A 15,475-nucleotide genomic window follows, 5' to 3' on the forward strand; every position below is an offset into this window, starting at 1 on the left:
GCCAGGCAGTGACTTCATGAAATCGGTGTAATGCTGATGATTTCGATACTGTGCTGGGATTTGAGATTCTTGACCGTAGGGTCTGCGGTGCGGCCCTCCAGGTCATTGAGATCAAGCTTGGCGGGTACGGGGAGCAGCTTTTGGCGAATCAACTGCGCAGCCTGCTCCATCGTGGGCTCCTGTTCATAGTCGAACCGCTCGGCGATGGCTTCGCCGTGATCATCAACGAAAGTGATTTCCCACTTTTGCATCGGTGTCTCCTCGATCAATTCAGGGCCTGACTTACCTCTATCTCGACATTCAGGGCTGAACAATCGTTCCGCTCAGTCGTTGGACGGCGGCCATGAAAAAACCGCCTCACGGGCGGTTTTTTCATGCAGCGCAAGTGATTATTTCTCGGCACGTGCTTTCAAGGCTTTCAACGTATTGAACGGCGCATCCACCACGAACTTGTTGGCCAGCCAGGAAGGAACATCGCCACCTGGTTCGGTGTGGACCTGATAGATCACTTCGACCTGGCCGGCGTCCTTGGGCGTGAATTTCCAGAAGCCTTCAACTTGAGTGACCCGCACAAAACCCTTTTTTTCAGGCATGTAGGTTGGCACGCCCTTGAGGTTGCGGGTGAGGCTGCCATCGGCACCTTTGACGGTGGTCACTTGCAACACCGAGTCCCGCGGGGTAACCGGCCAGGGCGTGTTGAACTGGGTGTAGGTCCAGCTCTGGTCCCCTTCATGCTTGAGCAGCTCCTGGCTCTTGCATTCGTGAATCCAGGCACAGGCAGCCGAAACGTCTTCCTGAAGCGCTTGCAGCTTGGCCATGGTGGTTTTCATGACGGTCACGCCTTGGTAGGCCTTGTACTTGGAACCGGCCACTTCACTGAGTGAAACCTTGATGCCGTCCTCTTCCTTGGCGACTTTCCAGTCTTCTGCCTGGGCGGTAGCCGTTGCCAGCAGCACGGTCAAACCACACAACACAGCCATACGATGCAGCGAACCCATAGTTTTTTCCTTGTTATCGAAGTTCCGAACTGGCCCATTACGCTGCCGTGATTTGCTCCCACCAACCGATCAGCCGGATGGCGTCTTCAGAGCTGTTGCCGCAGACCTCGATGTCGGCCTCGAACGCCGAGCACACCCTCGGTCGCTCCGGCTGGCCGAATATCTGGCACAGGTTATCGACTGACAGCTGCACGCAACGTTCGCCCGCCGGCTTGCCGTGGGGCATGCCAGGAATCGGCGAACTGATGGAAGGGGCGATGCAGCAGGCGCCACAGCCTTCGCGGCATTTCATGACGACAACATCCTCACGGCAAGTAATGATTGGTAACAGAACACAGAGTAACGGCTAAAACACTCGTTTTAAATTACCGTCCGTGTGTTTTTTCTTTTACGCCAGGATGACCCTACAGTCAGCGGCGAGAGGGAGGATTACTGCTTGAATTCGAAATCCAACGCCGCGCCTTCGACTTCATTGCGCTCTTGATTGCGCAATGGCAATTGCATTTCATTGCTCAGCAAACGGCCATTGAGTTGAAACGGTCCCGGTTTTTCCCCAAACATGGAGGGCAACAAAGGCTCACGCTTGGGTAACGGCACCGCCCCCGGAGGCTGCAGATCCTCGACCATGTCTTGAGGCAGGCTCAAATCCAGCTTGGCCGGCGGTAACCGGGTTTTGGCGACCTCGCGGGCAGATTGACTCTTGGAAGCGACAGGGGCGCGCTTTTTCTTCGCTGCCGCAGCTTTTTTAGCCGGCGCTTTTTTAACAACTGCCGGTTTTTTCTTCGAGGCGCTTTTAGTGGCACTGGCGGCCGGTTTCTCCTGCGCCGACGCAGCCACGACACCTTCCGAATGGAAGGCAGTCAACAGGCCGATCAAAACCCAGGCGGCAGGAGCAATGGCTTTCATAGACACTACGGCACTTACGGCAGAGATCCCCATGCTCGCCTGTTACTCAGCCGCTGACAAGCACATCAGGCAGGAGCCGCCAGTTTCTATCAAAAACCGCTGGTGGTCTCCTGGCACAGTTGGGTGGCCAGCAAGCCGAGCGTCATCAAGGCCCGTTCAGCTTCGCGGTTCCAAGGCGTACCGCAATTGAGGCGGATGCAATGGTTGAACTGTTCGGTGTTACTGAAAATCAGCCCTGGTGCAATGCTGATACCTTGCTGCAACGCCCGTACATGCAACTCCTGAGTGTTGACCCGCCCCGGCAGACTGACCCACAGAATGAAGCCTCCATTAGGCCGGCTCATTTGCGTACCTTCGGGAAAGTATTGCTGCACTGCCAACTGAAAGGCACTGAGGTTTTTGCGGTACTCCTGGCGGATATAACGCAAGTGCCGATCATAGCCGCCATTTTCCAGGTACGCCGCGATGCCCATCTGCGTGACGCTGCATGCCGAGTGCGTGCTGAAGGTCTGGAGCCGTTGGATTTCCTGCTGGAATTTACCGGCAATCATCCAACCAATGCGCACGCCCGGTGACAACGTCTTGGAAAAACTCGAACAGTAAATGACTCGGTCCAACCGGTCATAGGCCTTGAGCGCCTTGGTGCGTCCCTGCTCGAACATCAACTCGCCATAAATATCGTCTTCAACAATCTGGATGTCGAAATCCGAGGCCAGGCGCAACAGTTGCTTTTGCCGCTCCTCGGGCATCGTCCCACCGAGGGGATTGCTCAAGCGCGTGGTCAGCACCAGCGCCTTGATCGACCACTGATTGGCCGCCAGTTGCAGGGCTTCCAGGCTCATGCCGGTGACCGGGTCGCTGGGGATCTCGATGACCTTGAGGCCCAGCAGATCCGCCAGTTGCAGCAAGCCGTAGTAGGTCGGCGACTCGGCGGCGATCAGGTCTCCTGGCCGGGTCAGCACCCGCAAGGACATTTGCAGGGCATCCACGCAACCGTGAGTGATCACCACCTCGGAGGGATCCACCACGACCCCGGCATCGCGCATGCGAATCGCCACTTGGCGGCGCAAGGGTTCGAAGCCCGGGCTGAACATGTAGCTGAACGCCCGCGGGCTGTGGAAGCGCGTGACCTTGGCCAGTTGCTGGTGCAGCGCTCGTACAGGCAGGTAGTCGACGCTCGGCACCGCCGCGCCCAGGGGAAATACCCCTTCGCGGCGCGACTCAACCAACACCTGCTGGATGATGCTGCTGCGCGTGACCAGCCCCGGACGCTCGACCCGCGCGATGTCCGGCGTCGGCGCCGTCAGGGCCGGGGTTTGATGCACGTAGTAACCGGACTGCGGCCGCGCACGGATCAGCCCCTGATCTTCAAGGTTGGCGTAGGCCTGCAGCACCGTCGCATGGCTGACGTTGAGCTGCGAGCTCATCTTGCGCACCGAAGGCACACGTTCGCCGGGCTGATACACACCGCGCCGGATGTCTTCAGCCAGTTGTTGGGCAATACGTTGATAGAGCAAGAGGTTGGTCATGACGCAGCACTCGATTTCACGGGCATTTTATTTTTGTGAGAGATAGTACCGGAACAGTTTAGAAGTGTACTGGGACAGTTGCCAGATTACCCGACCCTACAGGGCAGTGACAGCCCCAACTGTACTCATGAATCACTGATTCGCAGGCCCAAAAAAACCCGGCGCCTCTGAAGGGGCCGGGTTTTCCAGCAACGCAGCCCTTAGCGGGCGGCGCCTAGCTGGCCTTTCTCGTCGGAGAACACAATTTCAACCCGACGGTTCTGTGCCCGACCACGCTCGGAAGCGTTGACGTCGACCGGGAACTCATCACCGTAGCCTTCGACCTGAATGCGCTTTTCGTCGATCCCCAGGTCCACCAGCACGTCCGCCACCGCCTGGGCCCGGTTACGGGACAGCTTGAGGTTTTCCTGCTTGCCGCCGGTGCTGTCGGTGTAACCTTCGATACGCACCACACGCTTGGGGTTGAGCTGCAAGAATTGCACGATCTTGAGCACCACCCGGTTTGCCGAGTTCTTCAACTGCGCCTGGCCGGTGTCGAACAGCACGTCACCGAGCGTCATCACCAGGCCGCGATCGGTCTGGGTGGTCGCCATCGCCATGATCTGCTCTTCAAGCCACTTGCCCTGTTGCTGGACACTCAGCAACTTGGACTCGCGCAGGGCCAATTGCAGGCGCTGGCGCTCCAGTTCGAGCTTCGCCGCGCGCTCTTCATTGAGCACCTGATTGCTGTGCTCACGGGCAATCTCACTGTAACGCTGGCTCAGGTAGGCGTAATGCAGCACATCCTCGCTGCTGCCCCAGTAGCTGGACAAGCGATCGGCCCGGGCCAGGGATTCACCGGCGCGGATGACATCCTTGGGCGCGGCTCGCAATACGTTGGAGTCTTCCTTGACCTTCTGGAAGTCGGCACCTGCCTTTTCCAGCGCCACTTCGCTGCGCTGACCCGCACAACCGTACAAGCTGGCCAGGCCCGCGAGAATCAGGCCGCCAAATACTTGGGACTGCTTCATTGGGCATCATCTCTCAACTGTTTGCGCAAGCGCTCGATGCGGGTGTTAAGCACGTTCAGGTGTTCCTCGCCCTTGAGGGTCAGCACCTTCGCTTCGGCCAGGCGTGCATCCAGTTCGGCTTGTTCAGCGCGCATGCGGGCCTTCTTGAACGACTCATCGGCCATGTTGGACTTGGCGCGGGCGAACTTTTCTTCGGCGAGTTTCAACTCGGGCACTTCTTCGGAGGTGGCGCCCACGGCGCGGGCTTGCTCCAGCGCCTGTTCGGTCAGGCGAATCTGTTCATTCGGCGCCGGATCGGCTGCGCAACCCGCCAGAGCCAGTACGGCCAGGGCAGCGAAAAGAGGTCGAATAGTCACTAATGTTTCCTACTGTTTTGGGGCACCAACAGGTGGCTGCAACTGTGTTTTCCAACGCTCGATATTGCGCTGCAACACAGCCTCCGTCAGGCCGGACGCGGCCAATTCTGTCATCTTTTGCGCCAGCTGTCCGCGCAACCATGGGTCATTGCAGGCGGAGTTATGGGAAACCGCGAGGAACAGCCCCGGGGTATCCACTGGTTGCGGCGCGGCCTGCAGGTCATTGGCCATGCCCAATGTCTGGGCCATCGCCAGGCCCGAGTAACGCCCTGCCAGGACATACTCCACCTCCCCCAGCAGCAGTTTTTGAAAGGCTTCAGTCAGGTTGGGGGTACGGGTCAGGGACAATTGCTGCTCGGCAAATACGCCAAATGCCTGGGTCATTCGCGCCTTTTGCGACAATGCCCCGGGATGACCATGAAGGTCCTCGGGCTGAGCGATCACCAATGTCGAATCCTTGCGGGTCCACACCAGGTAATCGTTATTCAGCAAGGGCGGATGAACATAGTCCAGGGTTTCAAGCTCGCTGATGGTCAGCGCGGCGTCGACGAGCAGGTCCATGCGTCCGCTGCGCACTTCGTCCAGGGCCTGAGCACGCTTGCCGGCATAGAGCAATTCGATCTTGATCCCCAGCTCCGTCGCCACTTGCGCCAGCAGGTCGGCGCTGGCGCCGATCAGGTGTTTGGGATCCTGGGGGTCTTGCCACAGGTAGGGCGGCGCATCCGGGCTACCGGTGGCGATCAGACGTTCACACTTGCCGGCGGCGACAGACAGACCTGGCACGACGGCCAGCGCCCACAGCAACGACACGCCAGCCAAACGGCGAAGATCCATGGCGATATGCTCCCCTTGCAGTGACAACAACGTGCAGATAATAAAAAACCCGGCCAAAGGGCCGGGCTCTTTATAAGTGAAGACGCCGGATTAGACCAGCTTCTCCAGCTCAGGGATGGCTTCGAACAAGTCCGCTACCAGGCCATAGTCAGCCACCTGGAAGATCGGCGCTTCTTCGTCCTTGTTGATCGCGACGATCACCTTGGAGTCTTTCATGCCGGCCAGGTGCTGGATCGCGCCGGAGATACCGACGGCGATGTAAAGCTGTGGCGCAACGATCTTGCCGGTCTGGCCGACCTGCATGTCGTTAGGTACAAAACCTGCGTCGACCGCGGCGCGGGAAGCACCGACGGCAGCACCCAGCTTGTCGGCCAGGGCGTACAGGTGTTTGAAGTTGTCGCCGTTCTGCATGCCACGCCCGCCGGAAACGACGATCTTGGCAGCGGTCAGTTCCGGACGATCGGACTTGGCCAGTTCTTCGTTGACGAAGCTGGAGATACCGGCGTCGTGAGCAGCAGCCACCGCTTCAACAGCAGCGGAGCCACCTTCGGCGGCAACCGGGTCGAAACCGGTAGCACGTACGGTGATGACCTTGACCGCAGCATTGGACTGCACGGTAGCAATGGCGTTACCGGCATAGATCGGGCGCTTGAAGGTGTCGGCACTTTCCACCGAGATGATCTCGGAGATCTGGTCGACGTCCAGCGCAGCTGCAACGCGCGGCAGGATGTTTTTGCCGTTGGACGTGGCGGCAGCCAGGATGTGGCTGTAGCCCTTGCCCAGCTCGGCCACCAGCGGTGCAACGTTTTCCGGCAACTGGTGCGCATAGGCAGCGTTGTCGGCCGACAACACTTTTGCCACACCCGCGATTTTCGCAGCGGCTTCAGCCACGGCGCCAACGCCTTGACCGGCCACCAGAACGTGGACATCACCACCGATTTTCGCAGCGGCAGCAACGGTGTTCAGCGTGGCCGGAGCCAGCGCCTTGTTATCGTGTTCGGCGATTACCAAGATAGTCATGTCAGATTACCTTCGCTTCGTTTTTCAGTTTCTCGACCAGTTCAGCCACCGACTTGACCTTGATGCCCGCGCTGCGTGCAGCCGGCGCTTCGACTTTCAGGGTCTTGTTGGTGGAGGCGGTGGAAACGCCCAAAGCGTCCGGAGTCAGCACTTCAAGCGGCTTCTTCTTGGCTTTCATGATGTTTGGCAGGGACGCGTAGCGCGGCTCGTTCAAACGCAGGTCGGTGGTGACGATGGCCGGCAGTTTCAGGGAAACAGTCTGCGCGCCGCCGTCGATTTCGCGAGTCACGGCAACGCTGTCGCCGGACACTTCAACCTTGGACGCGAAGGTGCCCTGACCGTAGCCGCTCAATGCCGCGAGCATCTGGCCGGTCTGGTTGTTGTCGCTGTCGATGGCCTGCTTGCCGAGGATCACCAGCTGTGGCTGTTCCTTGTCGACAACGGCCTTGAGCAGCTTGGCCACGGCCAGGGAAGTCAGGTCTTCGGCGGATTCGACGAGGATGGCGCGATCAGCACCCAGCGCCAGCGCGGTACGCAGTTGCTCCTGGGCAGTGGTCGGGCCGATGGAGACGACGACGATCTCTGTCGCCACGCCTTTTTCTTTCAGGCGTACGGCTTCTTCTACAGCGATTTCGCAGAAAGGGTTCATCGACATCTTGACGTTGGCGAGGTCGACGCCGGAGTTGTCCGCCTTGACGCGAACCTTGACGTTATAGTCGACCACTCGTTTGACAGCTACAAGAACCTTCATGGATTCCTCGTTACTCTCCGGTGAAAAGAAAGTCGCCTAGGCGAACCTGGCGGTTGATGCTCATGGGCGCAAGGGCACCTCTAAAAACGCCGGCATGAACCACACATGACCTTGCTCACGGGAGTGAAGACCGTTCGTCAGTGATGACCGACGAGTCATTCATTATCGCGGCGTGTAAACTGCGCGTCCGAACCACGCAATACGTCACTTTGTGCTGCCTTCGCCCTGTCTTTAGAGGTGCTCTTGGAACCAACAGTCAGCCTACGGCGAGCGCAAAACCGCCCGTATCTTGACCGGAACGCCCATTCCGGTCAATACGGCAAAATGGTCAGTCATAAGCCGTACGTCAGTGATTTATCTGGCCTGCGGCTATTTCAAACAAACGTTTGTATTGGACCCTGAGAGTGGTGTAGATATAATGCGCCGCTTAAGAGAGAACCGCGGGTCATTCATTGCCGCTTTCGTCGATTTCGCGAAGCAGATCGTGGATGCAACGCCAAACCTCCAATTAGAAAAAACTGTTGAGCCTTGAGTAGGAGATAGCCTGTGGAACGCGAATACATGGAATTCGACGTGGTCATCGTCGGTGCCGGCCCCGCTGGCCTGTCTGCCGCTTGCCGACTGAAACAGAAGGCCGCCGAAGCCGGTAAGGAAATCAGCGTCTGCGTGGTCGAAAAAGGCTCCGAAGTCGGTGCGCACATTCTCTCCGGTGCGGTATTCGAACCCCGCGCCCTGAACGAATTGTTCCCGGACTGGAAAGAACTCGGCGCACCGTTGAACACGCCCGTCGTGCGCGATGACATTTTTGTCCTGAGAAACGCCGAGACCGCGAGCAAAATCCCTGACTTCTTTGTGCCCAAGACCATGCACAACGAAGGCAACTATATTATTTCCCTGGGCAACCTGTGCCGCTGGCTGGCCCAGCAGGCCGAGAACCTGGGCGTGGAAATCTACCCGGGCTTCGCCGCCCAGGAAGCGCTGTTCGACGAGAACGGCGTCGTACGCGGGATCATTACCGGCGACCTCGGTGTCGACCGTGAAGGCAAGCCGAAAGAAGGCCTCTACACCCCTGGTATGGAACTGCGTGGCAAATACACGCTGTTCGCCGAAGGCTGCCGTGGTCATATCGGCAAGCAACTGATCAAGCGCTTCAACCTGGACAGCGACGCCGACGCCCAGCACTACGGCATCGGCCTGAAGGAAATCTGGGAAATCGACCCGGCCAAGCATCAACCGGGCCTGGTGGTGCACACCGCCGGCTGGCCGCTGGACATCATGGGCACCGAAAATACCGGGGGCTCTTTCCTTTATCACCTGGAAAACAACCAGGTGGTCGTCGGCCTGATCGTCGATCTGTCCTACAGCAACACTTTCCTGTCGCCGTTCGACGAGTTCCAGCGCCTCAAGCATCACCCGGTGCTCAAGCAGTACCTGGAAGGCGGCAAGCGCGTCAGCTATGGTGCGCGTGCCATCTGCAAGGGCGGCCTGAATTCGCTGCCGAAAATGGTCTTCAAGGGCGGCGCGCTGATCGGATGCGACCTCGGCACCCTGAACTTCGCCAAGATCAAAGGCAGCCACACCGCCATGAAGTCCGGCATGCTCGCCGCCGAAGCGGTGGCCGATCGCCTGTTCGCCGAATCCGAAGGCGGCGATGAACTGACCGCCTACATCGACAGTTTCAAGAACAGCTGGCTGTACGAAGAGCTGTTCGCCAGTCGTAACTTCGGCCCAGCGATTCACAAGTACGGCGCTATCATCGGCGGCGGCTTCAACTGGCTCGACCAGAACATCTTCGCCGGCAAGCTGCCGTTCACCCTGCATGACACCAAACCGGACTACGCCTGCCTGAAACTGGCGGCTGACTGCAAGAAGATCGACTACCCGAAACCGGACGGCAAGATCAGCTTCGACAAACTCAGCTCGGTGTTCATCTCCGGTACCAACCATGAAGAAGAACAGCCCTGCCACCTGAAGCTGACCGATCCGAGCATCCCGATCAGCAAGAACCTGCCGCTGTATGACGAACCGGCCCAACGCTATTGCCCGGCCGGGGTGTACGAAGTGGTGACCCAGGAAGATGGCGAGAAGCGCTTCCAGATCAACGCCCAGAACTGCGTTCACTGCAAGACCTGCGACATCAAGGACCCTGCACAGAACATCACCTGGGTTTCGCCGGAAGGCGCCGGCGGGCCGACTTACCCGAATATGTAAGCCGATTCGCTGAACATCAAGGCTCCCGACATGGGGGCCTTTTTGTTGCCTGCGATTCTGTCAACCACACCGAACCCATGTGGGAGCGAGCCTGCTCGCGATAGCGGCGCGTCAGTCGACATTCATCTTGAATGACAAGGCGCTATCGCGAGCAGGCTCGCTCCCACAAGGAATCCTGAGTGATCAAGCGACGCGCTCTTCCCCGGGACTGCGCTCGAAGTAACGCTTGTACTCCCGGCTGAACTGCGACGAACTCTGATACCCCACCTGGTGCGCAACCTGGGCCACGCCCATGCCCTCGATCAGCAGCAACCGCTGAGCCTTGAGCAGACGCAGTCGTTTGAGGTACTGCACCGGCGACAACAGCGTGCTGCGTTTGAAATGTTCATGGAAGGTCGAAGCACTCATGTTCGCGCAACTGGCCAGCGTCTCGACGTTCAACGGCTCGGTGAAATGCGCGTGCAGATGGCTCAGGGCAGCGGCAATCCGGGCAAACTGTCCTTGCTGCTCCACCAGCGCGCGCAGTACGTCGGCCTGGGGCCCGCGCAAGGCGACAAACAGCAGCTCCCGCAGCCGCGCCTGCCCCATGACCTGGCATTCCAACGGATCGTGCAGGCAGTGCAACAAGCGCTCGACACATCCACGCATGGCGTCATCGAGCACCGCACACGTCATCGACTCCGGGGTCTGCGGCGCAAGGCTGCGCCCCGGCACCAGTCCCATGGCCAGCACCAGCTCCCCCAGTATCGCCCGATCGATTGCCACGGAAACCCCCAGCAACGGAGCATTGGGCATGGCGTAGGTTTCGCATTCGAACGGCACCGGCAGCGCCTGGATCAAATAATGCCCCGCACCGTACTCCAGCGTGCGTGGCCCCAGGAACGCCAGTTTGCTGCCCTGGACAATGATCACCAGACTCGGCTCGTAGAGCTGTGGACCACGGGCAACGTCCTGGCTGGCCCTGAGCACCTGTACGCCCGGCAACTGCGTGGGCACGAATCCGTCGCGGGTCGCCAGGGGTTCAATCAGCGAGACCAAAGGGGCATTGGCATCAAGATGACGGGTCAACAACATGGGAAAAACTTCACGAAAAAAGGGATGAAAGCATCATCGCAGGTCTAATGCTTCGTAGGATCAAACCATAGCCAATGTCGGAGGAATAGGCACGACACGCGTAGGAATCGCCATCGCCGCGAAGCGACATGACTCCCACAATGGTCCACCTCACCGTTCACTGCTTAGCGAGGTCCATTATGTACACTGCTATCGGATATGCCGCCCAATCGGCCACCACTCCCCTCGCCCCAATGAAGTTCGAACGCCGCAGCCCGCGAGCCGACGATGTGGCGATCGACATTCTCTACTGTGGCGTATGCCATTCCGACATCCACCAGGCCCGCAATGAATGGGGCATTGCCGTTTATCCGTTGATGCCCGGCCATGAGATCGTCGGAAAAGTCACCGCCGTTGGTGCGAATGTCACCCGCTATAAGATTGGCGACCTGGTGGGCGTTGGCTGCATGGTCGACTCCTGCCGCGAGTGCGAAGCCTGTCGCGCGGACCTGGAACAATACTGCTACCAAGGCATGACGCAGACCTACGCCAGCCCGGACCGTATCAGCGGCGGCCACACCATGGGCGGGTACTCCAACAGCATCGTGGTCAGCGAACACTTTGTGCTGCGCATCCCGGAAACCCTCGACCCGGCCGGCGCCGCGCCGATTCTCTGCGCTGGCATCACCACCTACTCGCCCCTCAAGCACTATGGCGTGAAAGCCGGTGACAAGGTAGGCGTGCTGGGCATGGGCGGCCTCGGCCACATGGGCATCAAGTTCGCCAAGGCCATGGGCGCGGAAGTGACGCTGTTCACCCGCTCGGCGAGCAAGGCTGAGGAAGCCCGACGCCAGGGCGCCGACCACGTGATCGTGTCTACCGACGCAGAACAGATGGCCGCTGCCGCCGGACATTTCAACTTCCTGCTGGACACCATTCCGGTGCAGCACGACCTCAATCCCTACCTCGACACCTTGCGTTTCGACGGCGTGCATATCCTGGTGGGTCTGGTCGAGCCGATCGATCCGCCGGTACACGCGGCCAAACTGATCATGGGCCGTCGGGTCCTGGCCGGCTCGCTGATCGGCGGTATCGCAGAAACCCAGGAAGTGCTGGATTTCTGCGCCGAACACAACATCAGCTGCGACATTGAAATGCTCGACATCCGCCAGATCAACGAGGCCTACAGCCGCATGATCGCAGGCGACGTGAAGTACCGCTTCGTCATCGACATGGCGACGCTCAAAGCCTGACGTTCGTCAGACCTTCGCGCCTAGTTCCGCCGACAGCCGGGCTGTGACCCCTTTGACCAGGGGAATCAGCTCGGCCATTTTTTCCAGCGGCATATACGGTACGGTGCTGGCGATGCTGATACCGGCGACGATGCGCTTGCCGGCGTCTCGGATCGGCGCCGCCACGCAACGAATCGACGGCTCGTTGTCTTCCAGATCGAAGGCATAACCACCCGCTACATACTCCACCATCCGCTGCTGGAACTGCTCCCAGGATTGCTCCTGATGCTGGGGCCAGAACTGATTCTTCCCTCCCGCCGGCAAGCTGATTTCATACAGCCTTTTCCATTGTTCCTGAGAATCATCGAGCATCAGCGCCTTACCGATCCCGGTACGCGCCAGCGGCATGCGATGGCCCACGCGCGAACGCATTTCCGGGCCATTGCGCCCTGGATTTTTCAGCAGGTACAACACCTCGTCGCCCTCGCGAATCGCCAGGTGAACAGTGTCACCGGTGAGCGCCGACAACTCGTCCAGGTACGGCCCCGCCAGGCTCACCAACGGCAACTCTTCCCGGGCCTGAAAACCCAGCTCGATCAGCTTCGGCCCCAACAGATAACCCACTTGCGGCACCACCCGCAGGTAGCGCTCATCCACCAGGCAACTGGCCAGGCGATGGGTGGTGCTACGGGTGGTGCCGATCAACCGGGCGATTTCCTTCAGGTCACGGGCGCCGCTGGCGACCGCCTGGACCACACCCAGACCACGCAGCAGTGTCTGGGTGCCTGTGGGCGCCGCGTCCTTGGTGATTTTTGGATCGTCTTGCTGCATATCCGGCCTTCAACAGTGAGCGGGGAACGGGCGGCATTATGGTCGCCCGCCCCGTCGGACTACAACTCGATGCGCTCGACCTTCCCTACCAGCAGGATGTAGGACAGCGCGCCAATCAACGCCAGCACGGCGATATAGGTGATGGCCGGGGCAAACGAATCGCCGCAGGCGAGGAAACCGATGACGATGGGCGTGGCGATGGCCGCCAGGTTACCGATGAAATTGAACACCCCGCCCGTCAAGCCAAGCAACCGCGCGGGCGCCAGGGTCGAGACCAGCGACCAGGTGATCGACGCCAGGCCATTGCCGAAGAACGCCAGGGCCAGGAAAGCGATCACCAACGGTGTCGACTCAACGAAGTTGGCGCCGATGATCGCCGTAGAGATCAGCAGCCCGCCGATGATCGGTAGCTTGCGGGCGAACCCCACCGTGGAACCGCGACGGATCAACCAGTCGGAGAAGAACCCGGAACACAACACACCGACAAACGCGGCGAGGAACGGCAATGACGCCAACAGGCCGGACTTGATGAAGTCCATGCCGCGATATTTCACCAGGTAGGTCGGGAACCAGGTCAGAAAAAACCACAGTGTGGAATTCAGGCAGAACTGGCCCAGGTAAATGCCCCACAGCTTGCGCTGGGTCAGGACGATCCCCAGGTCCGCCCAACTGAACTTGGCCTTGGCCTTGGCTGTATCGGCCTGGATATCCACCAACCCGCCGCCTTCGCGGATCAGTTCGATCTCGGCGGCGTTGACCCCTTTGAAATCCCGCGGTTCGCGATACACCGCGTACCAGATCACCGCCCAGATGATGCCCACCGCGCCCGTGGCGACAAATACCATGTGCCAACCGAAGGCGTGTTGCAGCCACGCCAATACCGGCGTCAGGAAGGCCAGCCCGACGAACTGCCCCGAGGTGTAGAAACCAATGGCCGTGGCCCGTTCGCGCTCAGGAAACCAGGTGGTCACCACGCGGCTATTGATCGGGTAGGCCGGTGCCTCCAGGGCGCCAACCGCCATGCGCAGGACGAACAACGCGATGAAGCTGGCGGCAAAACCGAGCATCACCGTGGCCACCGACCACAGCAATAGTGCAACGCTATACAGAATACGCGGGGGCACCCGATCCACCAGCCAGCCGCCGGGGATCTGCATGGCGGCGTAGGTCCAGCCGAACGCCGAGAAAATCAGCCCGACGTGGATCGGATCGATGCCCAGCTCACTGGTCAGCGCGGGGGCGGCGATCGAAAGGTTGCTGCGGTCCAGGTAGTTGATCACCACGGTGATAAACAGCAGGACCATGATGAAAAAACGCTTGCGGCTGGGCGTCACCAACGACGCTTGCGCGCTCAGGGTGTGCGCTTGCATGTGAGGTGCCTCTTTTTATGTTTATTGAGGAATCGGGCGCATCGAAGAAGATCTCCCTGCTTGCGAAGATCAGACTGTGGGAGCGAGCTTGCTCGCGATGACGGTGTGTCAGTTGGCGCATGTGTGACTGATACATTGCCATCGCGAGCAAGCTCGCTCCCACAGGGGAAGCGGGTGGATCAGGCGTGACTCACCACTCAGCAAAACTGCCATCGGCATGGCGCCAGATCGGGTTGCGCCAGCGGTGGCCGATGGCGGCGCGTTCGATGACGTACTCCTCATTGATCTCGATGCCCAGGCCTGGACCGTTAGGGATTTTCACGAAACCCTTGTCATAGTCGAACACCCGCGGATCCTTGATGTAATCCAGCAGGTCGTTGCTCTCGTTGTAATGGATGCCCAGGCTCTGCTCCTGGATGAACGCGTTGTAGCAAACCGCATCCAGTTGCAGGCACGCCGCCAGGGCGATCGGGCCCAGCGGGCAGTGCAGTGCCAGCGCCACGTCGTAGGCCTCGGCCATGTTGGCGATCTTGCGGGTTTCGGTGATGCCACCGGCGTGGGACGCATCCGGCTGGATGATGTCCACGTAGCCTTCGCTGAGCACCCGTTTGAAATCCCAGCGCGAGAACAACCGCTCGCCCAGGGCAATCGGGGTGCTGGTCAGCGGCGCCAATTCCTTGAGGGCTTCGTAGTTTTCGCTGAGCACCGGCTCTTCGATGAACATCAGCTTGTAAGGGTCGAGCTCCTTCATCAGCACCTTGGCCATCGGTTTGTGCACACGGCCGTGGAAGTCCACGCCAATGCCGACGTTCGGCCCCACCGCGTCGCGCACCGCCGCGACGTTGGCCAGGGCCAGGTCGACTTTTTCGAAGGTGTCGAGAAACTGCAGTTCTTCGGTGCCGTTCATCTTCACCGCCGTGAAACCCCGCGCCACGGCTTCTTTCGCCGCTCGGGCGGTGTCCGCCGGGCGGTCGCCACCGATCCACGAATACACGCGGATCTTGTCGCGTACCTGCCCGCCAAGCAAATCGCTGACTGACACGCCCAGGGCCTTGCCCTTGATGTCCCACAACGCCTGGTCGATACCCGCCAGGGCGCTCATGTGGATCGCGCCGCCACGGTAAAAGCCGCCACGATAGAGTACGGTCCAGATGTCTTCGATGTTGCGTGGGTCTTTGCCGATCAGGTAGTCGGACAATTCCTCAACGGCGGCCGCCACCGTGTGGGCGCGGCCTTCAACCACGGGTTCGCCCCAACCAGTGACGCCTTCGTCGGTTTCAACCTTGAGGAAGCACCAGCGCGGCGGAACGATAAACGTGGTCAGTTTGGTGATTTTCATCTTGTTGTCTCTCTTATCAGATGCAGCGCGCGGGG

At 59.8% G+C, this 15,475-nt stretch carries 16 protein-coding genes; 2 read left to right on the forward strand and 14 right to left on the reverse strand.

The genetic code is table 11. The features are described from left to right. Nucleotides 1–14 precede the first annotated feature (14 nt). The 10 genes from GKKCFE_RS17435 to GKKCFE_RS17480 all read right to left on the reverse strand — a co-directional run bounded on the left by GKKCFE_RS17435 (nucleotide 15) and on the right by GKKCFE_RS17480 (nucleotide 7,404). On the reverse strand, nucleotides 15–251 hold the full coding sequence (locus GKKCFE_RS17435) for a hypothetical protein (protein WP_047228233.1): 237 nt from the start codon (nucleotides 249–251) through the stop codon (nucleotides 15–17). 138 nt (nucleotides 252–389) lie between these two features. Beyond that, on the reverse strand, nucleotides 390–998 hold the full coding sequence (locus GKKCFE_RS17440; RefSeq protein ID WP_188252055.1) for an START domain-containing protein: 609 nt from the start codon (nucleotides 996–998) through the stop codon (nucleotides 390–392). Between the two features lie 37 nt (nucleotides 999–1,035). Continuing rightward, nucleotides 1,036–1,290, reverse strand: a complete 255-nt coding sequence (locus tag GKKCFE_RS17445) for a YkgJ family cysteine cluster protein (protein ID WP_107322029.1) — start codon at nucleotides 1,288–1,290, stop codon at nucleotides 1,036–1,038. A gap of 137 nt (nucleotides 1,291–1,427) precedes the next feature. Next, nucleotides 1,428–1,904, reverse strand: coding sequence for a translation initiation factor 2 (locus GKKCFE_RS17450; protein ID WP_445578053.1), 477 nt, complete (start codon nucleotides 1,902–1,904; stop codon nucleotides 1,428–1,430). Nucleotides 1,905–1,993: 89 nt separating this feature from the next. Beyond that, nucleotides 1,994–3,433: an aminotransferase-like domain-containing protein gene (locus tag GKKCFE_RS17455; protein WP_107322027.1), complete on the reverse strand. Its 1,440-nt coding sequence runs from the start codon at nucleotides 3,431–3,433 to the stop codon at nucleotides 1,994–1,996. 200 nt (nucleotides 3,434–3,633) lie between these two features. Then, nucleotides 3,634–4,443 carry an OmpA family protein gene (locus GKKCFE_RS17460; protein ID WP_076383844.1) on the reverse strand — a complete coding sequence of 270 codons (810 nt, stop codon included), beginning with the start codon at nucleotides 4,441–4,443 and terminating at the stop codon, nucleotides 3,634–3,636. Next, nucleotides 4,440–4,799 (reverse strand): DUF4398 domain-containing protein, encoded by a 360-nt coding sequence (locus tag GKKCFE_RS17465; protein ID WP_139049474.1) that lies wholly within the window; start codon nucleotides 4,797–4,799, stop codon nucleotides 4,440–4,442. The genes GKKCFE_RS17460 and GKKCFE_RS17465 overlap by 4 nt, the downstream gene beginning before the upstream one ends. A gap of 9 nt (nucleotides 4,800–4,808) precedes the next feature. After that, complete coding sequence (locus tag GKKCFE_RS17470) at nucleotides 4,809–5,633, reverse strand: substrate-binding periplasmic protein (RefSeq protein WP_076386580.1); 825 nt, start codon at nucleotides 5,631–5,633, stop codon at nucleotides 4,809–4,811. Between the two features lie 90 nt (nucleotides 5,634–5,723). Then, the gene (locus GKKCFE_RS17475; RefSeq protein WP_107322026.1) at nucleotides 5,724–6,653 is read right to left on the reverse strand and encodes an electron transfer flavoprotein subunit alpha/FixB family protein; all 930 of its coding nucleotides are present in this window, start codon (nucleotides 6,651–6,653) and stop codon (nucleotides 5,724–5,726) included. Between the two features lies 1 nt (nucleotide 6,654). After that, nucleotides 6,655–7,404: an electron transfer flavoprotein subunit beta/FixA family protein gene (locus GKKCFE_RS17480; protein WP_007908338.1), complete on the reverse strand. Its 750-nt coding sequence runs from the start codon at nucleotides 7,402–7,404 to the stop codon at nucleotides 6,655–6,657. Between the two features lie 546 nt (nucleotides 7,405–7,950). Here GKKCFE_RS17480 and GKKCFE_RS17485 point away from each other — a divergent pair. After that, nucleotides 7,951–9,615, forward strand: a complete 1,665-nt coding sequence (locus GKKCFE_RS17485) for an electron transfer flavoprotein-ubiquinone oxidoreductase (RefSeq protein ID WP_445576897.1) — start codon at nucleotides 7,951–7,953, stop codon at nucleotides 9,613–9,615. Nucleotides 9,616–9,798: 183 nt separating this feature from the next. On the opposite strand, the gene GKKCFE_RS17490 is transcribed toward GKKCFE_RS17485, so the two are convergent. Then, nucleotides 9,799–10,689 carry an AraC family transcriptional regulator gene (locus GKKCFE_RS17490; RefSeq protein WP_047228224.1) on the reverse strand — a complete coding sequence of 297 codons (891 nt, stop codon included), beginning with the start codon at nucleotides 10,687–10,689 and terminating at the stop codon, nucleotides 9,799–9,801. 179 nt (nucleotides 10,690–10,868) lie between these two features. On the opposite strand from GKKCFE_RS17490, the gene GKKCFE_RS17495 reads away from it, so the two are divergent. Then, nucleotides 10,869–11,921 (forward strand): NAD(P)-dependent alcohol dehydrogenase, encoded by a 1,053-nt coding sequence (locus tag GKKCFE_RS17495; RefSeq protein ID WP_076383841.1) that lies wholly within the window; start codon nucleotides 10,869–10,871, stop codon nucleotides 11,919–11,921. Nucleotides 11,922–11,927: 6 nt separating this feature from the next. Here GKKCFE_RS17495 and GKKCFE_RS17500 read toward each other — a convergent pair whose 3' ends face one another. The 3 genes from GKKCFE_RS17500 to dgoD all read right to left on the reverse strand — a co-directional run bounded on the left by GKKCFE_RS17500 (nucleotide 11,928) and on the right by dgoD (nucleotide 15,440). Beyond that, the gene (locus tag GKKCFE_RS17500) at nucleotides 11,928–12,731 is read right to left on the reverse strand and encodes an IclR family transcriptional regulator (protein WP_013693986.1); all 804 of its coding nucleotides are present in this window, start codon (nucleotides 12,729–12,731) and stop codon (nucleotides 11,928–11,930) included. A 59-nt stretch (nucleotides 12,732–12,790) separates the two neighbouring features. Continuing rightward, nucleotides 12,791–14,101, reverse strand: a complete 1,311-nt coding sequence (locus tag GKKCFE_RS17505; RefSeq protein WP_445576898.1) for an MFS transporter — start codon at nucleotides 14,099–14,101, stop codon at nucleotides 12,791–12,793. A 190-nt stretch (nucleotides 14,102–14,291) separates the two neighbouring features. Further along, complete coding sequence (dgoD, locus tag GKKCFE_RS17510) at nucleotides 14,292–15,440, reverse strand: galactonate dehydratase (RefSeq protein ID WP_047228221.1); 1,149 nt, start codon at nucleotides 15,438–15,440, stop codon at nucleotides 14,292–14,294. Between the last annotated feature and the right edge of the window lie 35 nt (nucleotides 15,441–15,475).

The organism is Pseudomonas sp. E141 (assembly GCF_052659885.1).